The following is a 21,303-nucleotide window of genomic DNA, read 5'->3' on the forward strand; positions in this document are numbered from 1 at the left end:
CCATTTAATGCGTCATTCATTTTTAGGCTTTTTAGCCATTACCCTATTATTAGCTAGTTGTAACCAAGAACAAAACCCATTTGAAATTAGCAAACAACATGTAGGTTCTTTAACAGATTCTACTCAAATAAAAGATTTAAAAACTATTTTCAGCAACGATTCTATTGTTAAATTTATTAGTGGTGATGAGTTTACTGGAAACAGAAATAATATTGATATCTTTGAGAAAGGCGGTAAAAAACTGTTAATTCTTACTCCAAAGCAAGCTTTAGATTCAACATCTATTATTGAAAATATTCAAGTTATTGATCCACGCTATAAAACATCTAAAAACATATCTACATTAAGTACGTTTAAAGATATATCTAGTGCATATAAAATTTCAAAAATTAGTAACTTAATAAACTCTGTTCTTGTAACTGTTAATGAACTAAATGCTAGTTTTGTAATAGATAAAAAAGAACTTCCTGCTAATCTTAGATTTGATATGAATTTAAAGGTTGAAGCTATGCATATTCCAGATGATGCTAAAATCAAATATTTTTTCTTGAACTGGAATTAAAATACGACTCTTAAAAATTCATTGTAAACACAAATCATCTAAATGAGTAAATATATTCCTAAAATCATAGGACATACCATAAACTTTACAAGTTATTTTTCATCTAAATATGCTGCAAAATTGGCTGTTAAAATATTTTCGACACCCACGAAAGGTAAAATAAGTGAAGAAGAAGCAAGTTACCTTAAATCGGCTGTTCAAGAAGATTTAACTTATAAAGATTTTTCTATAAAAACATATCGCTGGAGCGGAAAAAAAGACACCGTATTATTAGCTCATGGTTGGGAAAGTAATGCTTATAGATGGAAAGACTTAATCGATCTATTAAAAAAACACGACTATAATATTATTGCTATTGATGCACCAGCACATGGTAATTCGGGCAGTAAAATATTTAATGCCGTTTTATATTCTGAATGTATACATCTGGTTGCTAAAAAATTTGATACAGACATTATTATAGGGCACTCTATAGGTGGTACTGCTGCTGCTATTTCTTTAAACAAGTATAGTTCGCTAACTACAAAAAAACTAATATCGTTAGGAGCGCCTTCTAACTTTCGCGGATTGGTTAATAACTATATTCATATAATGGCTTATAACAAAAAGGTTTCAAAAGCAATGAATGCTTATTATTTGAAACATTTTGGACAATTACCGGAATACTTTTCTGTTTCGAATTTCACAAAAAACATTCGAGCAAAAGGACTTATTATTCACGACAAAAAAGATAGAATCATTTCATATCGAGATGCTTTAGACTATTCTAAACACTATAAAAACTCTGAACTTATAAGAACCATTGGTTTTGGACATGGTTTAAAATCTGAAAAGGTTTACAATCATATTTTAGACTTTTTAAAGGCATAAAATATTGTACTTTTGCCCTATGGAAGAACAACTAAAACGCATCAATAAATTTTTAAGTGAAGTTGGTTATTGCTCACGTAGAGAAGCCGATAAACTTATTGAAGCAGGACGTGTTACCATTAATGGTGTGATACCTGAAAAAGGAACCAAGATAGCACCTAATGATGTCGTGCATGTTGATGGTGTAGAAATAGCAAACAAAAAAGAAGCTTTTGTTTATTTAGCTTTTAACAAGCCTGTTGGCATTGTTTGTACAACCGATACTGGTGTTGAAAAAGACAATATCATTGATTTTATAAACTACCATAAACGTATTTTTCCTATTGGTAGATTAGATAAACCAAGTGAAGGCTTAATTCTTTTAACAGATGATGGCGATATTGTAAACAAAATTCTTCGTGCTAGTAATAACCATGAAAAAGAATATATTGTAACAGTAGACAAACCTATTTCTCAAACTTTTTTAGAGCGTATGCGCAATGGTATTTTACTGGAAGAGTTAAAGAAAACAACTAATAAATGCGCTGTTAAAAAGATAAACTCACATACCTTCAGTATTATTTTAACCCAAGGATTAAATAGGCAAATTAGACGTATGTGCGAATACTTAACGTATGAAGTTGAAACGCTTAAACGGGTTCGTATTATGAATATTAATTTAGATGTTCCTGTTGGGGAATACAGAGAACTTACTAAAGAAGAGTTCTTAGAATTAAATAAACTTTTAGAAGATTCTACTAAAGAATATAAAGCTAGTTTACCTAAAAAAAGTAAAAAACGCTTTTAATACATTTACAAAAAGCATAAAAAAACGCCTTATAAATTAAAATTTATAAGGCGTTTTTACTAAGCTATACTTAACTTAATCTTTTTTATTTCAAGTTTCTTTCTCTAGCAAGTAATGTGTTTTTAAGTAGCATAGCAATTGTCATTGGACCCACACCACCAGGAACTGGTGTTATATAACTCGCTTTTTTACTTACGCTTTCAAATTCTACATCGCCAGCTAATCTGTATCCGTTTTTCTTGGTAGCATCTGGAACACGTGTAATACCAACATCAATAATAACAACATCTTCTTTAACCATATCTCCAGTTAAAAACTCAGAAATACCAATGGCAGCTACTATAATGTCTGCTTGCTTAGTAATGTCGGTTAAATTTTTAGAACGACTATGAACTACGGTTACTGTAGCATCACCTGCTTGTCTTTTCTGACTCATTAAAATACTCATTGGGCGACCAACAATATGGCTTCTTCCCATGACTACTACATTTTTACCAGAAGTCTCTACTTGATATCTTTCTAACAGCTCAAGAATTCCGTATGGTGTTGCAGGCAAAAAGGTTGGTAAATCTAAAGCCATTTTTCCAACATTTGTTGGATGAAACCCATCAACATCTTTATCTGGATCTACCGCCATTAAAACCTTTTGTTCATCAATATGATCTGGTAAAGGTAATTGCACTATAAACCCGTCAATATCATCATTGTTATTTAGGTCATTTATTTTACTTAGCAATTCTTCTTCACTAGTATAATCTGGTAAATCTATAAGTGTAGAATTAAAGCCAATACGCTCACAAGCTTTTACTTTAGCATTTACATAAGTCATACTTGCACCATCTGTACCTACTAAAACAGCTGCAAGATGTGGCACTTTTTCTCCTTTAGAAACCATTGCCTTAACATGCTCAGCGATTTCATCTTTTATATCGTTACTTACTTTTTTACCGTCTAAAATTGTCATGCTTTATCTGTTTTTGCCACGAATACACGAATATTTTTTTTATCGTAAAAACGCAAAGGCTAAAAATTTATTTTTTATTTATTAAACACTAATAATTATCAATACTTACTTCATGTTCTTCATCATCTGCATCATCTTTTTACCGCCACCGCCTTGCATCATCTTCATCATTTTACTCATTTGGTTAAACTGTTTTAAAAGCTGATTTACTTGCTGAACAGACGTTCCTGAACCTTTTCCTATTCTAATTTTTCTGCTTGCATTTATTATTGAAGGGTTCGTTCTTTCTTTAGGCGTCATAGAGTGAATTATAGCCTCAATACCTTTAAAAGCATCATCGTCAATATCAACATCTTTCATCATTTTTCCAGCACCAGGAATCATGCCCATAAGGTCTTTCATGTTCCCCATTTTCTTGATTTGCTGAATTTGCTTTAAGAAATCGTCAAACCCAAATTGGTTTTTGGCAATCTTCTTTTGAAGCTTACGAGCTTCTACCTCATCAAACTGTTCTTGTGCACGTTCTACTAACGACACCACATCTCCCATACCTAAGATACGATCTGCCATACGAGATGGATAGAACACATCAATAGCTTCCATTTTTTCACCTGTACCAATAAACTTAATTGGTTTATTTACTACAGATTTAATAGAAATAGCAGCTCCACCACGAGTATCACCATCTAATTTAGTAAGTATAACACCATCAAAATTCAAGACATCATTAAAAGCTTTTGCTGTATTTACAGCATCTTGCCCTGTCATAGAATCTACAACAAACAAAGTTTCTTGTGGCTTAATAGCGCTATGAATATTAGATATTTCGGTCATCATCGCCTCATCTACAGCTAAACGACCAGCTGTATCTATAATAACAACATTAAATCCGTTTGCTTTTGCATGGGCAATACCTGCTTTAGAAATAGCAACAGGGTCGTTATTTCCTTTATCGCTAAAAACCTCAACACCAATTTGATCTCCAACTACATGTAATTGGTCTATTGCTGCAGGACGATACACATCACAGGCTACTAATAAAGGTTTCTTTGTTTTTTTATTTTTAAGGTAATTAGCTAGCTTACCAGAAAAGGTTGTTTTACCAGAACCTTGTAAACCTGACATTAAAATAACGCTTGGTGTACCAGAAAGGTTAAGCCCTTCGGCATCGCCTCCCATAAGTTCGGTTAACTCGTCTTTAACGATTTTAACCATTAATTGCCCTGGTTGTAATGTTGTTAAAACATCTTGTCCAAGAGCTTTTTCTTTAACTCTAGTAGTAAACTCTTTTGCTATTTTAAAGTTAACATCGGCATCTAGTAAAGCGCGTCTTACTTCTTTTAAAGTTTCGGCAACGTTTACTTCTGTAATACTTCCGTGTCCTTTAAGAACGTGTAAGGCTTTATCTAATTTATCGCTTAAATTATTAAACATAGGTTTATATATTCTGTAAGCAGTATGGTATTAATAATCTGCTTTATGATTAAAAATGAAGTTGCAAAGTTAATGATTTGCTATGTATTAATAAAGTTGGTTTTTATAAAAAAAATGATTGTTTTTTGTTTGCTTGTTTTTTGCGTTAGGGATTGAACGGTCTGTTTGAGCTCGCCGACGATAGGAGGAAGCGAGTAGTGAAAGCCCGACCTTTATCCTGAAATTAATTCAGGATAAAGGTAACGCCCAAAATATATTTATAAAAAAAAGGTTGCCAAATATAATTGACAACCTTTATAAAGGAAACTTAACTTGTAAATTAACCTAACAAACCGAAAAGATAAGAGCTTCCTTTTTTACCAAAACATATTATATTTTCTTTTCCAGTACTAATATGCGTTCTATTGCTCCAGTAGAACTATAGTCTTTCAATTCTATTCTATCGCTAGTAATTTCTTTAATTTTCCATCTGTAGTTTAAATTATCAAACGGTGCATTATTTCCGAAAAACAACCCAAGGTGCAAACCTTCGTTTCTATATGCTAACCAAGAACCGTTGAAAATACCATCATTAGGATCGGTAACTTTTACACGTCCCGTTTCCATAAAATTTAAAGTGTACATATAAAATTCTTCTGGTTTATTTTCTCCATCTACATGATAAGCAGCAACTTCCCACTCACCATTAATTAAAGTATTATCCACAACGGTTAAATTGTCATCGGCATCTGGACAATGTCTTTTTAAAACCATTTTGTTGTTAGCGTTTTCAAGCTTAATTAAACCTGACTCCAAGAAAGTAATTAACCATTCCAGTTTTAAATTTGGTCGTCCTTCTAAATCAACTTGTAAAATAAAACCAGCATTTCTAACACCTATTTCATAAGTACCTGCTACCAATTCGCCATTAACTCTTAGTTTAACAACATTATTTTCTAAAAATTTAAGAGGTGTACCAATATATTCTTTTTCATTATTTGCTCCGTTTACATTTAAACGAGATACTCTCCAGAAACATTCTTGTAAATAATTTTCTATTCTTTCTTTAGTAATATCTACAACTACATCGCAGTTTTTCTTTAAAATAATTCTGTTTCCACCGGCTTGATATAATTTAATTTTACCAGGTCCTAAATCGTAAACAAACCATTCTAAACTAAAATCTGCTAAATTATCGAACTCTAAGTTTATTAAAGCCCCATTAGGTGTTACACGAGTTGACCATGTTCCTGTTAACATATCGCCTCCTCTAGCACGCATTTTAACAACATTATCTGCTTTAAAATTAATAGCGTATTCTTTATACTTTTCATTTAAATTATCTTCATTTCTTTCAAATTCGTGAACAACCCAAGGACAAGTCATTAATAAATTATCTAAACGTTCTTTATCAAAATCGTTATCATGATAATCGTTATCATCATCTTCATCACAAGCATTTTTTGCTTCTTTAATAGTTCTTTGCAATTCTTCATTGTTAGTTACAACAATTTCAGATCCATCAGCTAAAACCATAGTTACAGGAAAGTTTATACTAGCTAAAAACTCTGAGTTTCTAACACGTTTTAAAAAACGGTGTAATGCTCTATCGTTTTCAATAGACTTAACATTTATAACTTGAAAATCGGTATCGTATACTGAAAACGCTATTGGATATTGAAAATCGATACACTCGATATCATCATCTTCCTCGTTTTCACCAACACAATCTTGAACTAATTCTTGTAAGGCTTGACGGTTTTCTATCACAATTTCGTCAAAGTCTGATGTAATAATAGTAATTGGAAACACAATATCTAAACTATCATCGTCATCATCAAACTCATCAAAAAGCGCTTTAATAACGTTATAATCTTCTTCAGAATCAATAATAATTTCAAGACCTCTTACAACAACAGTAACTGGCAGCTCTATAGATAAACAACTTGCTTTATCAATAATATTATCTTTAGATCCATCTAACTTAGCGGTAGAAGTCATTAATGTTGTAAGTTCTGAAGTTGCAGTAAGCGCTTCGGTCTCTGCTGGTAGTGTAATATCTGTTACTTCATCTTGACAAGAAGTAAATATTAAAAGGGCAAAAAAAGGCAATAGTAATAATGTTCTTAATTTAGTTTTCATAATATTTGAATTTGGGTTAAACATAGCTTTTTAAATATAAAACAGGATAACTTTAAAAATCCCTACCCTGTATCTCCTTTTTTTTTATTTTAGTGCAACCAACCATTAATAATAATGACCAAACAACTACATGAAAATATTTGCGAGGAACGGGCATTTTCTTCTATTTTTAATAAACATTCTAAAGATTTACATAACTTTTTATACTATAAGTTTGGAGATTTATTAAACCCAAAGGATAAGGTACAGGAAGCTTTTGTTAAGTTATGGCAAAACTGTGCTAAGATTTCTCCTGATAAAGCAAAGAGTTTTGTGTTTACTACCGCTAATAATTTAATGCTAAATGAGGTTGCTCACCAAAAAGTAGTTTTAAAACACCAGCAAACAAAGCCTAAAATGTATACTAACGAGAATCCTGAGTTTTTAATGCAGGAAAGTGAGTATAACGATAAACTACAAAAAGCTCTAAGTAATTTAACTGAAGCACAACGCGAAGCTTTTATGATGAATCGCGTTGAAGGAAAACGTTTTAAAGAAATTGCTGAGATATTAGATATTTCTACCAAAGCGGTTGAAAAACGTATTTATGGTGCTTTGACTAAATTACGGAAGGATATTAAGGAGTTGTAAAAAAGACTGAAGACTGAAGACTGAAGACTGAAATTTAAGTTTTTGAAAAAAAATTAATTAAAGGGTAGGAAAAAATAAAACACAACTGTTATATAATTGAATAAGCAAATGATGAACAGAGAAAAGCTCATATTGAAATGGTTAGATAACAATCTAAATGATCTAGAACTTGAAGCGTTTAAAAACCTTGAAGACTATGATGATTTAATAAAGTTAGACAACAGTTTACAGGCTTTTAAGGCAGATGATTACGACACATCTAAAGAACTAGAAACCGTATTATCTACCATTAAAAGTAAAAAGCAAGAATCAACACATTGGTTTAAACCTTTTATGCGTGTTGCAGCTATACTTGCCATTTGCTTTAGCTTATACTACTACACAACAACTATAGATACTACCATAACAACTACGGTAGCTCAAAAAACAACTATTGAGTTACCAGACGCATCTAGTGTTTCCCTTAACGCTAAATCGTTATTAGTTTTTAATAAAAAAGATTGGAAAAACGAACGCGAAGTAGAACTTCAAGGTGAAGCTTTTTTTAAAATTGCCAAGGGCTCTTCTTTTAACGTTATTACAAAACTAGGTACTGTAACGGTTTATGGTACTCAATTTAATGTAAAACAACGTGACAATTATTTTGAGGTTATTTGCTACGAAGGTTTAGTTGGAGTTACCCATAATTCTCATGAAACGAAATTAAAACCTGGAGACAGTTTTTTAATTATAGATGGGAAAATTATTGCTAAAGAAAAAGAAAATCGCTCGACACCTTCGTGGTTAAATAACGAAAGCACTTTTAAAAGTTTGCCTTACAAGACAATTATTGCCGAATTTGAAAGACAATATGATGTAAATATTACTTTAATTAACATTGATTCTACTAAATTATTTACAGGTAGTTTTACCCACAATAATTTAGAAGTTGCTTTGAAATCTATTTCCTTACCCTTACATTTAACATATAGTAAAACCAACAATACTATTATATTAAAAGGTGAATAAAAACAGATGTTTTTCTATTTTTATATTATTGTTTTTTTTGAATATTGCTTATCTAAAAGCTCAAACCATTCAAGAAGAAAAGCAGCCTCTTATCTCCATTTTAAAAACATTCGAAAAAACCTATAACATTCGTTTTTCTTATGTAGATGAAACTATTAAAGACAAAAAAGCAGCGCCTTTAAAAAACGATCTAACGCTACAAGAAGCTTTAGAGTTTTTAAAGCTAGATACCAATCTAGATTTTGAACTATTAAACAATAGGTTTGTGGTTATAAAAAAACCACGAAAAAGCAATCATCTTAACAGCACACAACGATTAGAAGAAATTGTAGTAAATAATTATCTTACTACGGGTATCACAAAACTTAACGACGGATCAATTACTATAAAACCTGAAACGTTTGGTATTCTTCCTGGATTAATAGAACCCGATGTTTTACAAACTATTCAAGCGCTTCCTGGTGTTTTAAGTGCCGATGAAACTGTATCGAACATTAACATTCGTGGTGGGACACACGATCAAAATCTATTATTATTAGATGGTATTAAAATGTATCAATCTGGGCATTTTTTCGGACTTATTTCTGCCTTCAATCCTTATACAACTAAACATGTTAATGTATACAAAAACGGATCGCGTGCTAAATACGGTGATGGTATTTCTAGCATCATAGATATGCAACTATCAGATAAGATTGATAACGAATTTAAAGCAGGCTTAGGCTTTAATTTAATAAATGCCGATGGGTATGCTAAAATTCCGTTATCTAAAAAAACCGAATTACAATTATCAACACGTCGTTCTATAACCGATTTAATAAATACCTCAACCTTCGAGCAATATTCAAAGCGTATTTTTCAAGATTCCGATTTTAACACGGCTAAAAATGATGACAATTTTATTTCACAAAACGAATCGTTTTTCTTTTACGATGTTACTACTAAATTTCTATATGATATTACTAAAAAAGATAAAATAAGACTTCACTTTTTAAATATCTATAACGATTTAAAATATGATGAACAATCTACTATTAACGACAGAGACGAAGCTTTAAACAGTAAATTATCACAGCGTAATACAGCTATCGGGGTTACTTACACAAGAGATTGGAGCAAAACACTATCTACAACCTCACAAATTTATGTATCTAATTATGATTTAGATGCCACCAATTTTGATGTTATAAATAACCAACGCCTTATTCAAGAAAACGAAGTGTATGATGGCTCTGCTAAAATGGATATTAATTTTACCCCAAATGACCAATTTAAAATTAATGGAGGTTATCAGTTTAGTGAAGTTGGTATCAGTAATTTAGAAGATGTTAGCAACCCCAATTTTAGAAGCTATATAAAAGAAGTTATAAGAAGCCACGCTATTTATGCCGAAACTAACTTACTATCGAATAATGCACAAACTAAATTAGTTTTAGGTGGACGCATAAACTATTTTGAAAAACTAGATATGGTTATAGTAGAACCTAGGTTAAGTTTTAGTCAACGGTTTTTAAATTATTTTAGATTTGAGGCTTTAGGCGAATTTAAAAGTCAGACAACTACACAAATTATAGATTTACAAAACGATTTTTTAGGTATAGAAAACAGACGATGGATTTTAGCAAACAACAACAAAGAGGTTGAAGTCAACAATAATAAAACCACATATCCTGTACCCGTTTTAAAAAGCAAACAAGCTTCTGCAGGTATACACTACAACAAAAACAAACTACTAATAAGTGCCGAAGGTTATATTAAAAAAGTAAATGGTATTACTGCAAGAAGTCAAGGGTTTCAAAACCAATATCAATTTGTAAACAGCATTGGAAATTATAACATTAAAGGTATTGATGTTTTATTAAACAAACAGTTTAATGATATCGTTAGCACTTGGGTATCTTATTCGTACAGTAGTAACAATTATACGTTTAACAATTTAAATGAAGGCCAACCATTCCCTAACAATGCCGATATAAAACACGCTATTACTTTTGCTGGTACTTACACGTATAAAGATATAAAAGTAGCTTTAGGATTAAATTGGCATTCTGGAAAACCTACAACATTACCAGACCTTAACACTCCTGTGGAGGATGGAAAAATAATCTACCAAAGTCCAAATAACTCTAATTTAAACGATTATTTAAGAACAGACTGTTCTGCAACTTATGAGTTTTTCATTTCTGATACGGCACGCGCTACAATTGGCGCATCTGTTTGGAATATTTTAAACAAAAAAAATATCATAAACACGTATTACACATTAGATGATGAAAACACCATTAATAATATTGAAAAACAATCACTTGGAATCACTCCAAACGTAAGTTTTAGAGTACTATTTTAGACGAAATACCATTTAAAAGCGACAAACACCTTCTTTTTAACGAAAAAAAAAGGGTTTTAAGAACTTCACTTCATTTTTTATCTATTTTACTCAAAAAAAAGAATGCATGGCATCACTCAATCCTCTTGGTTCAAATTTAGATTTACGAAAGGCAAAACACTTATTAAGACGTGCTACTTTTAATTTCACAAAAGAGCAATTAGATACTTTTACAGGTATGTCTGCTACTGCTGCTGTTAATAGTTTAACAACAGCTTCAGCCAATACTTTAGCAGAGCCATTCGATCCTTTACCAACAGATTCTCCTGATGGATTTTGGACTTCATCTCCCGAACTCCCAAATTCATTTAACGGACAAGGTAGAAAACGAGCGCAGATTACTGCTTGGTGGTGGTATAATGCTATGCAACAAAGCTCCTTGAAACACAAACTTTCTTTCTTTTTACATACAAGTTTCACAGTAGGAAAAGACTCGGGAGTTGGTGCTTCAACCTATTTTTTCGATCATCTAAATTTATTAGATTTTTATGCTTTAGGAAATCTTAAAACCTTAGCCAAAAAGATCACTCTAGATAACGGTATGCTTGATTATTTGGATAATACACAAAACAACAAAAATAATCCAAACGAAAATTATGCTCGTGAATATTTAGAACTTTTCACCGTACTTAAAGGCGAACAAATAGGCGAAGGGAATTATACTAATTATACAGAAATAGATATACAGCAGGCTGCAAAAATATTTTCTGGATTCAAAAAACGTGCAGACAGAAGCGATATTGACGCTGATACAAATATACCAATGGGGTATATTAATATTAATCAGCATGACACTAACGATAAAACATTTAGTAGCGCTTTTAACAATCAAATAATTACTGGAAAAAGTAGTGAATCTGAAATATTTGACGAATTAGATGATTTTGTTGAAATGGTTTTTTCACAACCAGAAACAGCAAAAGCTTATTGCAGAAAACTTTATCGTTATTTTGTAAAAAGTGAATGGAATGATGACGTTGAAACAGATATTATTACACCACTTGCACAAATACTTATTGATAACGACTATGAAATATTACCAGTAGTTACAACACTACTTAGCAGTGAGCATTTCTATGATGCTGATGATAGTGATCCTACCGATAATATTATAGGAAGTATTATAAAAAGTCCTTTACAATTACTTTCAGAAATCTGCTCGATGTTTGAATTAGAGTATCCAGACCCAAGTACTGAGGCTTTAAATTATTACAATAATTTCTTTGTTAGATTTATTCACAACCATTATTTTCAAGCAGCTGGTATGGAATTTTACAACCCAGATTCAGTGGCGGGTTATCCAGCATATTATCAACAACCTAATTTTGATAGATACTGGTTTTCTTCAAACACACTCATAGGAAGGTATAAACTTATTGAAAGCTTAATCGAAGGCAAAAACACCATTGGTTCTGGTATAATATATGCAAAACTAGATACTGTCAAATTTGTAAAAAATAAAATTGTAAATGCAGCAGACCCCAATTTAATTATTTCTGAAATAACCGATTTATTGTACCCAGAATCTATTGACTCAGATAGAATAAATTATTTTAAATCTTTTTTAATTGATGAAGGTTTTCCTGATTATTATTGGACAGGTGTATGGAATCAATATCTAAACGATAATGATGACACTACTATAAGAACTCGTTTAAATGCTTTAGTTATTGCTATGATTAATGCTGCAGAATTTCAATTAATGTAAACCATGAATAGAAGAAATTTTATAAAACTTTCGGCATCAGCTTCGGTAATTGGCTTAACGCCTTTTCAACTGCAAGCAGCATTAAAATCTTTTATGCCCTATATGGAGTGTCCAGATATTTCAAATAGAAAACTGGTTCTTATAAATCTGGCTGGTGGAAATGACGGATTAAATACTATTGTTCCGCTAGACCAATATGATATTTACAGCAATTTAAGGCCCACAATAAAAGTTCCTATTTCAGGAGCAAATAAGTATATTAAATTAGATAGTACTTTACCAGACAATCAACAAATAGGTTTAAATCCTGCACTTACAGGGTTTAAAACTTTATACGATAAAAGTTGGTTAAGAATTATGCAATCTGTAGGATACCCATCTCAAAACAAAAGTCATTTTAAATCAACAGATTTATATTTAACAGGAAATGATGGAAACAGTCTTTTAAATGGTGAAGACACTGGTTGGATGGGACGTTTTATGGAATTATTTTATTCAGATTTAATTATAGAATCTTATCCGCTTGCTGTAGAAATTGGATCTAACAAAACATCGTTAGGCTTTCATGCCGAAGAAGCTCACGGATTATCATTAAACATTAGCGGTCAAGATCCTGCTGGTTTTTATTCTGTTTTAAACGGATTAGGAGGTGTACCGCCATTAAACATTCCAAATTCCGATTATGGCAAAGAATTAGAGTTTATTACAAACACCGATTCGTTATCAAATACGTATGCCGAATCTATTTCAAAAGCTTTTAATACAGGCAAGAACGATGTTAGTTATCCTGATTCCGATCTTTCTAATCAATTAAAAACGGTAGCGCGATTAATAAGTGGCGATTTAGGCTCTAAAGTATATATGGTGCGCATTTCTGGATTTGACACACATAATGCACAGGTTCAAGGTTCTGGCGAAGTTATAGGAAAGCATCACGAATTACTAACTGATCTTTCTGAAAGTATGGAAGCATTTATGAATGATTTAGATAGTCAAAATCTCGCAGATGATGTTGTTGGACTTACCTTTTCTGAATTTGGTAGAAAAGCAAGTGAAAATGGTAATCTGGGTACAGATCATGGAGAAATAGCACCTATGTTTGTTTTTGGAAAACCTGTTGCGGGAGGTGTTTCGGGTACAAACCCAGATTTAAACGAAGCTACAGACTCTAATAATTACCAAATACAAACGGCACAATACGATTACAGACAAACATTTGCAACCTTACTTCAAAATTTTCTTGGTGCCGATAATACTACTATTGATGCTACATTTTTTAATCACACTCTAAATGATAGTTTCAATAATTTAAAAATAGAAGACCTTTTAAAAGGAGCATTTGATATATCTAAAGGTTGTGTAGCAGATATAAATGACCCTTCAAAAGAAAATAGAAATTGGTTAATTTACCCAAATCCGTTTAGAGATACTGTTAACTTATCGAGTATCGATACTACTGAAACTGTTTCTTTTAGAATATATAATGCTACAGGTATACTATTAATAGAAAAAATAAGCGATGTAATTAATGGTAAAGCTAGTATTAACCTATCTAAATACAGTAGTGGTGTTTACTTTTTTCAAATTCTCTTAAAAAATAATAAAACTGAAATTCATAAAGTTATTAAAATATAGTTTATGAAAACCCTAAAATATTTTTTCACATTACTCTCTTTAGCAATTTTATCGTTTTCATGTAATTATGATTTAGACGATATAACTGAAGGTCCTGCTTTAACTGAAGACCCCGTAATTAATGAAACAGACTCTATTAAAATTTGGATACTAACTCATAAAAGATATGAAAGCCCTGGCATATATCTTTATAATGAAACAAGCTCTACAATTGAATTAAAACTTGAATTACCTAAAAATTTAAAATCACCTCATGCACTAGCATTTGATGGAGAATCTTTATGGGTTGGCGGAGAGGTAGAAAATGAATCTATCTATCAGCTTAATCCTGAAACAGGAGCTATTATATCTGAAATTAAAAACATTAGTACAGAAGGAATAGCTGTTAAAGATGATTACTTGTATTATTCAGGTTTAAGCTCCATTAACAAAATTGAAAAGAACGGAACACTTGTTGAAGAAATCTCTACAAAAAATTCTTCTTATAAAATACCCGATATAACTATTGATGGAAATGATTTATATTACTTACGCTATTCAGAAAAAGAACCTGTTGTAAAATTAAATTTATCTAATAAAAAAGAAAATAGAATTACACTTGCAGAAAGTACAGGTACTTATTGCTTAACTGTTTTTAATAATGAAATAGTTACTATTATGCCATTCAATGAAATTAGCCGTTTTAATCTACAAACGGGGCAACTTATTTCAACCAACACAACAGAACTAAAAGGTTGGATAACAGCAATAGCTCCGTATTATGAAAAGTAAACAGCTAGTTTCTATCTAAAATCCTACATCCTAACCAGAACTTGGATTCCTAAAACGCTAAAAGCATTTTTTATAGTATTAGCTACCGTGTTAGAAAACTGTATTCTAAGTAACTTTTCATTTTCGGTATCCGCTCCAAAAACAGATTGAATTCCGGCATATGCATATTAAGTAAAAACCCCTGTATTTCCTTGAAAATTGATAGACTCTTTTGGTTCTTAATTATAAATAAACTTATCCCCTACTCATAAAAAAATAAAAATGCCATAAAACTTTCAATTAACTACTTCTTCATAGCTAATTAATCCGTTTTTAGAATCTTTATAGTTACTGGTTCTGTTAAATTAATTTTTAAGAAATACATTCCAGCAGGTTTGTCTGTAATATCTAGTTTAAAGCTCTTTCCATTTAACTCATGATTTTGGTTAGAAATCAATGCTCCATTAGTGTTATATAATTCGCTATTAACGTTATTAATGGATACTGGTAGGCTTATATCGAACACCCCATTAGAAGGGTTTGGATAAATATTAATGCGCTCTGTTTTTTCTTTTTCAAAGAGGCCTAATCCTCCTCCAGTCACCAATTGAATATTAGGTACTGGTGGTGTATCCATTCCTCCTCCAAAATAAAAGCCAAGATTTGGAGGCTGGTTATACGAATTGTTCTGCCATGCAATAGCTGACCTGTAGTTAGGATCATGCATTAAAGTATACATTCTTTGCTCAGTATTGAAAGGAGTAATAAAAACAACTAAACCTGTGTTGTCTGAACGTCTGTATATAACTTCTTCTCGCCAATCCCCTAAAATATCAGCCATAAGACAAGGATTCGATTTAGTTGAATTATTGTCACTAATTGGTGCTATATTATATAATGAAGCTACCCTGTCGGTCCCATTTCCATTCCATTTAGTTATTACAGTTCTGTCGAGTATTTCACGTTGAACATCATCATCCCACCATACACCAAAATTATAAGAAGATCCGTTACCCGCAGTAGTTGGGAGAGAATTTGATATAAGTTGCCCAGTACAGCTACGGAGACCAGAACCATCAGAACCCCATACTTCCATGCCATAATAGTCTGGATCTACATCAGCAGCCATACATCTTCCAATATCACCACTTGACCAATTTGCCCATTGTACTGTACCTGTTTCAGCATTTCTTATTGAAATGCCCGGGATTGCTCCGCCAGCATGCTCTTGACAGCTAAAATATTCCAAACCAGGAATATCAGGATTAATATCTGCTAAATGAGCTGCATCACCATGACCAAAAGTAGTGGAGTAAAGACCATTACCATATTCATCAACTGTCATGGCTCCATAAGTTATCTCGTCTCTACCGTCACCATCAACATCACCGGCTGCAAGATTATGGTTTCCTTGTCCATGATAATCAGAGGCAACACCATCAGGACTACTATCCCAAGCCCATTCTTGTGTTAATTGACCATCTCTAAAATTCCATGCTTCAAGTTTTGTGCGCTCATAAATCCCTCTACCGATTACAAAGCTTGGATTTACACCATCTAGATAAGCAACTGCCCACATGCATTTGGTAGCCCTATGCCCAAGTTGTGAAAGGTTTTGTCCTGGTTGCCCCCATTGTTCTATTGGAGCTAAACTTATGTAAAAATCCCATGCAATTTCTGCACCTGTCATACCATCAAAAATTGATATATAATCTGGGCCGTAAGTTCTGAACCAAAAAGGACCGTTTTGTTTTGCTGAAGCACGATAATCGATAAATCCATCTTCATCTCTGTCTCCAATATCATTACCTAAACCGTCAATCATACCATCTGAAGTTCTGGTAGCAACTTCAGCTTTTCCATCGTTATCAAAATCGTAAACCAAAAAGTTTACCTCAACTGCGTGTAATAAATTAGGTCCCAAATCGATAGCCCACATAAATGTGCCATCAAGTTCATACGCTTCAAGATAGTGATTATAAGGTGAGGTAGGAGATTCATCATTTGAAAGTCTTTTTATAACAATTTCGTATTCTCCGTCTCCATCCAGATCACCAACAGAAGCATCATTAATATTATGAGTCGTGTAACTACCGTTAATCGACCTGACAGGAATATTAAAAAATGATTCTGATATACGACTTTTAGCTTCGGAACGTGCTTGCTCTACTCCATCAATAACAGCAGACACACTGTAATCTCCAGGAAAGAATCCCTGGGTATCAGTATAATTTGAAACGCTAAGGTTGGAAGCAATTTGTGCCCCCCCACGGTATACGTTATAGGTAGCATTCTGAGCATATTCATCACCAGGAATTCGCCAACTTACTAGTACTGAATTACCTCCTGTTGCCATTGCTATTAGTCCTCTGTCGAGTTTTTCCATGTAACGTTGCCCGAAAAGCGAGGAGCTCCAAAGCGTCATGATACTAATTAAAAAGAGGCTCATTACCAACCTGTTTTCAAATATTTTTTTAACCATAAATTGATAAGCTAATAAGGTATTTTTAATGGTAAATTTCGTTTTCATGAATAAGCTTTTAGACTAAAAAAACAACTTTGATACAATAGTAATTATAATATTGAATGTTTCCATGAATTGATTATTATTACAGGGAAACAAATTAGTTTAGTTGATAATTTGTAAACGTTTTGAATACAGCTATTTTTTTTATGATAAAAATATTTATGTTTTCGCACTATTCTGTCCTGTACTTACCTGTTATAAATGTATTATTTACAAATATTTCGAAAAATCGCAAATTAAAGTTTAATTCTAGGGCCGGAAATAAGATATGCTTGTATTGTAAACGGGATTTTACAACTTGAAACTTTTTTGTAGAGATAGAGATTGGAAAATATATTTTTGCGGAGCAGGAGCTGCACTGTCAATTTAATTATAAAATGAAACGATTTCGTTTATTTTTGATAATTGTATTTTCTTTTGCTAGAGCTCATCCTATAAAGATGACTACCAGACGCATTTATTATGATAAAAATCAACAAAAATATTTTCAGATATAAAAATTTGTTCTTTTATTTTTTTTTAAAATACACCTGATTCCATTTATCAGGAAAATCATTGTAACGCAGGACTGCCCATGTTTGTTTTTTGCATTCCTCACTAAGCTTATAATGATTTAACATAAGAACGATTCCTTTCTTAGAAAGATAAAAATCGGGAAAACGAAAAGTTTTTTCATTAGCATAAGAACACTTTGAATTCTTTATTTCTTTTGAATAAGAATCATTTAGATATTTCTCTATTTTTCCCTCAAAAACATCTATTCGATATTTAAAATATTCTCGAGATCCATTTCGAGGAACTTCTCCTTCTCCAAGCCAGAGTAAATCTTCAAGATTTAATGTTTTAAGATTTTTTAAATCTAGAGTTAAGTAAACAATAGAATCAGTTGCTTTAGTGTTACTAATATTACTTTTTATTGATTCTACAATACTTAGTAAATATGGACTTGCATAGTGAATATTTATTTCTGTTTCATAATTTTCGTAATTATAACCTTTAAGTATATCTTTTATAAAAAATTGTTCAAGGTAATTATTTATTTTAACCATTGTTGAATCAGGATACCCTTCAACGAAACGAAATATTTTAATTTGAGATACTGTTTCAGTAAGCCATTCTATTTTTACCCCCTTTTTTAACTTTTGAATCGATGTTGATTCATATTTTATATCACTAAGCAGGCTATAGTTATACGGTGATAATGTCTTTTTAAAATCTTCATTTTTTATAGCATGAGGTTTAGATTGATTTATTTTAATAGGACGAAGAAAAACCTCATAAATCTTACCGTCTGGAGTTCTTTGTTTCCCAGACCAATTATGAAACGAATCTTCAGTTATAACAATCTGCTCAAATGATTCCTGTTTTTTTGTTTCTAAATTGTATCGCAACGAATTTAAGGTGAATGTAAGAGAATCAAACTCAACCTCCATGTAAATAGTTTTTTTTTCATCACGAAAACTATATCTCCCGTTATAATACCCCTCAACACTTCGAAGCTCCATAATTACTTCTCGATCACCTATAGTACCTTCTAGACTGTACACCTTTTCTACATGCGCTATTACAGTCATAGTAGTAAAAAAAAACAACAGACATAATAGAATGCCTTTTTTAAAATTGGTCATAGTAATTGGTTTCGTGAATTCAAGTGTCCAATTCAATAATTTATAATTTAAAACACAGTGCAAATTAGCATAAATTTAGCTTAGTTTAATAGACGTGTACATTTTTTTATAAATCTAATAGTTGAGCTCGCATGTTCACACTCCTTTTGTTTTTTGTTTTAAAGTTTAACTTAACATAGTTAGACTGAACATTTGTATGCTAGATTTAAAGTAACCAGAATTAACTTTGAATCATAAAAAAGAGAATGGAAGATTTAAAGCAATATGTGAAATACCAATTTGCCTGAAACTACAACCGAATATTTAAACTAAAAATACTATTTGAAACAACACCAATGATTGAATGAAGTTTATAAGTAAGCCTTCTTTGGTAATGATTTCTAATTTTCACTCCATCTCATAACTAGACGTTAAACGAACAAAACCTACATTCTTTCAGGAACTTGAATTCCTAAAACACTAAAAGCATTTTTTATAGTATTTGCTACGGTATTTGAAAGCTGTATTCTAAGTAATTTTTCATTATCGGTATCAGCACCAAGAATAGATACATTTTGGTAAAAAGAATTAAATTCTTTTACTAAATCATATGTATAGTTTGCTACTAATGCTGGACTATGGTTCTCTGCAGCATTTTGTATAACCTCTGGAAACAATTGTAATTGCTTAATAAGTTCTTTCTCTTTAATATGTAAAGGCAACTCTTCAACAGTTTTTGAAACAGCCTCTTTTACATTTGCTTTGCGTAAAATAGATTGAATTCTAGCATAGGTATATTGAATAAAAGGCCCTGTATTTCCTTGAAAATCTATAGACTCTTTCGGGTCGAACAAAATACGTTTTTTAGGGTCTACTTTTAATATGTAATATTTTAAAGCACCTAGACCGATAGTTTTATACAAGTCTTGCTTTTCTGCATCACTGTAACCATCAAGTTTGCCTAATTCTTCTGAAATCTCACCAGCAGTACTTGCCATTTCCTCAACTAAATCGTCTGCATCAACAACAGTACCTTCTCTACTTTTCATTTTTCCACTAGGTAAATCAACCATACCATAACTTAAATGATATAAATTTTCAGCCCATTCAAATCCTAATTTTTTCAGAATTAAAAACAATACTTGAAAATGATAATCTTGTTCGTTTCCAACCGTATAAACCATACCTCCAACATCTGGATAATCTTTAATACGCTGTATAGCCGTACCAATATCTTGCGTCATATAAACGGCAGTTCCATCGGCACGAAGTACTATTTTTTTATCAAGTCCGTCTTCGGTTAAATCACACCAAACAGAACCGTCTTTTTCTTTTACAAAAACACCTTTTTTCAATCCTTCTGCAACAAATTCTTTTCCTAATAAATAGGTGTTACTTTCATAATATAAGGTATCAAAATCTACGCCCAAGTTTTTATAACTTTCAGCAAACCCTTCATAAACCCAACCGTTCATTTTTTTCCAAAGCGCTACCACTTCTTCGTCCCCTGATTCCCATTTTAAAAGCATGTTTTGTGCTTCTAATAATAATGGAGCATTCTTTTTAGCATCTTCTTCTGTTTGTCCTTCAGCTATTAAATCTTGAATTTCCTTTTTATATTCTTGATCGAACTTTACATAGTAATTCCCTACTAATTTATCGCCTTTTAAACCTGTACTTTCTGGAGTCTCTTCATTACCAAACTTTTCCCAAGCCAACATACTTTTACAAATATGTATACCACGGTCGTTTATAATTTGTGTTTTATAAACTTTTTTTCCTGATGCTTTTAAAATTTCGGCAACACTATATCCTAAAAGATTATTTCTAACATGTCCTAAATGAAGAGGTTTGTTAGTATTAGGCGATGAATACTCAACCATAATAGCTTTCTCTTCGGCGGTAGGAGAAACAAAACCATAAGATTCTTTCTCTTTAATGCTATTAAAAAAGTTTATATAATAAGAGTCACTTATTTCAATATTCAAAAAACCCTTAACAACGTTAAATGCTTTTACATCTTCTACAAACTCAACCAAATAGTTACCAATGGTTTCTCCTATTTGTACTGGGTTTCCTTTTACAAAACGCAACATAGGAAAAATAACAACAGTAATATCGCCAGCAAACTCTTTTCGGGTTGCCTGAAATTCTACCGACTCTAATGTTGTATTAAAACTTGTTAAAACAGCTTGTTTTACGTGGTTTGATAAGGTTTCTTGAAGACTCATTAATCGTTACTTTTTTAAGAGAGCAAAGATAAAACTTTTATTTATGCTTCATTATAAAAATTAATTTTAATAAGACTATACCT

Annotated in this window: 16 protein-coding genes; 9 read left to right on the top strand and 7 right to left on the bottom strand. The window is 31.7% G+C overall.

The window, feature by feature from the left end:
• The first annotated feature begins 7 nt into the window (after positions 1 to 7).
• Genes ACH5TX_RS08370 through ACH5TX_RS08380 form a run of 3 tightly spaced genes read left to right on the top strand, consistent with a single transcriptional unit; the run spans position 8 to position 2,219 of the window.
• Positions 8 to 562, top strand: coding sequence for a hypothetical protein (locus ACH5TX_RS08370; RefSeq protein WP_439339075.1), 555 nt, complete (start codon positions 8 to 10; stop codon positions 560 to 562).
• 42 nt (positions 563 to 604) lie between these two features.
• Positions 605 to 1,432 carry an alpha/beta hydrolase family protein gene (locus ACH5TX_RS08375; protein ID WP_439339076.1) on the top strand — a complete coding sequence of 276 codons (828 nt, stop codon included), beginning with the start codon at positions 605 to 607 and terminating at the stop codon, positions 1,430 to 1,432.
• Between the two features lie 19 nt (positions 1,433 to 1,451).
• Complete coding sequence (locus ACH5TX_RS08380; protein ID WP_439339077.1) at positions 1,452 to 2,219, top strand: pseudouridine synthase; 768 nt, start codon at positions 1,452 to 1,454, stop codon at positions 2,217 to 2,219.
• Between the two features lie 85 nt (positions 2,220 to 2,304).
• On the opposite strand, the gene folD is transcribed toward ACH5TX_RS08380, so the two are convergent.
• From folD to ACH5TX_RS08395, 3 genes are all read right to left on the bottom strand, one after another.
• A complete protein-coding gene (gene folD / locus ACH5TX_RS08385; RefSeq protein WP_439339078.1) occupies positions 2,305 to 3,183 on the bottom strand; it encodes a bifunctional methylenetetrahydrofolate dehydrogenase/methenyltetrahydrofolate cyclohydrolase FolD in 879 nt (292 codons plus the stop codon).
• A 105-nt stretch (positions 3,184 to 3,288) separates the two neighbouring features.
• A complete protein-coding gene (gene ffh / locus ACH5TX_RS08390) occupies positions 3,289 to 4,617 on the bottom strand; it encodes a signal recognition particle protein (protein ID WP_439339079.1) in 1,329 nt (442 codons plus the stop codon).
• Positions 4,618 to 4,986: 369 nt separating this feature from the next.
• Positions 4,987 to 6,738: a hypothetical protein gene (locus ACH5TX_RS08395; RefSeq protein WP_439339080.1), complete on the bottom strand. Its 1,752-nt coding sequence runs from the start codon at positions 6,736 to 6,738 to the stop codon at positions 4,987 to 4,989.
• Positions 6,739 to 6,852: 114 nt separating this feature from the next.
• Between ACH5TX_RS08395 and ACH5TX_RS08400 the strand changes: the two genes are divergently transcribed.
• From ACH5TX_RS08400 to ACH5TX_RS08425, 6 genes are all read left to right on the top strand, one after another.
• Complete coding sequence (locus tag ACH5TX_RS08400; protein WP_439339081.1) at positions 6,853 to 7,368, top strand: RNA polymerase sigma factor; 516 nt, start codon at positions 6,853 to 6,855, stop codon at positions 7,366 to 7,368.
• A gap of 108 nt (positions 7,369 to 7,476) precedes the next feature.
• Positions 7,477 to 8,376: a FecR family protein gene (locus ACH5TX_RS08405; protein WP_439339082.1), complete on the top strand. Its 900-nt coding sequence runs from the start codon at positions 7,477 to 7,479 to the stop codon at positions 8,374 to 8,376.
• Between the two features lie 37 nt (positions 8,377 to 8,413).
• Positions 8,414 to 10,723 carry a TonB-dependent receptor plug domain-containing protein gene (locus ACH5TX_RS08410; protein WP_439339083.1) on the top strand — a complete coding sequence of 770 codons (2,310 nt, stop codon included), beginning with the start codon at positions 8,414 to 8,416 and terminating at the stop codon, positions 10,721 to 10,723.
• Positions 10,724 to 10,829: 106 nt separating this feature from the next.
• The gene (locus ACH5TX_RS08415; RefSeq protein ID WP_439339084.1) at positions 10,830 to 12,470 is read left to right on the top strand and encodes a DUF1800 domain-containing protein; all 1,641 of its coding nucleotides are present in this window, start codon (positions 10,830 to 10,832) and stop codon (positions 12,468 to 12,470) included.
• Between the two features lie 3 nt (positions 12,471 to 12,473).
• Positions 12,474 to 14,105, top strand: coding sequence for a DUF1501 domain-containing protein (locus ACH5TX_RS08420; RefSeq protein WP_439339085.1), 1,632 nt, complete (start codon positions 12,474 to 12,476; stop codon positions 14,103 to 14,105).
• Positions 14,106 to 14,108: 3 nt separating this feature from the next.
• Positions 14,109 to 14,876, top strand: coding sequence for a DUF5050 domain-containing protein (locus ACH5TX_RS08425; protein WP_439339086.1), 768 nt, complete (start codon positions 14,109 to 14,111; stop codon positions 14,874 to 14,876).
• Positions 14,877 to 14,899: 23 nt separating this feature from the next.
• Here ACH5TX_RS08425 and ACH5TX_RS08430 read toward each other — a convergent pair whose 3' ends face one another.
• The 4 genes from ACH5TX_RS08430 to argS form a co-directional block, all read right to left on the bottom strand.
• Positions 14,900 to 15,028: a DALR anticodon-binding domain-containing protein gene (locus tag ACH5TX_RS08430; RefSeq protein WP_439339160.1), complete on the bottom strand. Its 129-nt coding sequence runs from the start codon at positions 15,026 to 15,028 to the stop codon at positions 14,900 to 14,902.
• A gap of 149 nt (positions 15,029 to 15,177) precedes the next feature.
• Entirely contained in the window at positions 15,178 to 17,385 is a 2,208-nt protein-coding gene (locus ACH5TX_RS08435; protein WP_439339087.1) for a rhamnogalacturonan lyase family protein, read from the bottom strand.
• 506 nt (positions 17,386 to 17,891) lie between these two features.
• Positions 17,892 to 19,046, bottom strand: coding sequence for a hypothetical protein (locus ACH5TX_RS08440; RefSeq protein ID WP_439339088.1), 1,155 nt, complete (start codon positions 19,044 to 19,046; stop codon positions 17,892 to 17,894).
• A 389-nt stretch (positions 19,047 to 19,435) separates the two neighbouring features.
• Entirely contained in the window at positions 19,436 to 21,220 is a 1,785-nt protein-coding gene (gene argS / locus ACH5TX_RS08445) for an arginine--tRNA ligase (RefSeq protein WP_439339089.1), read from the bottom strand.
• Positions 21,221 to 21,303 lie beyond the last annotated feature (83 nt).

Source organism: Thalassobellus citreus, assembly GCF_044385915.1.
Taxonomy (GTDB): domain Bacteria; phylum Bacteroidota; class Bacteroidia; order Flavobacteriales; family Flavobacteriaceae; genus Thalassobellus; species Thalassobellus citreus.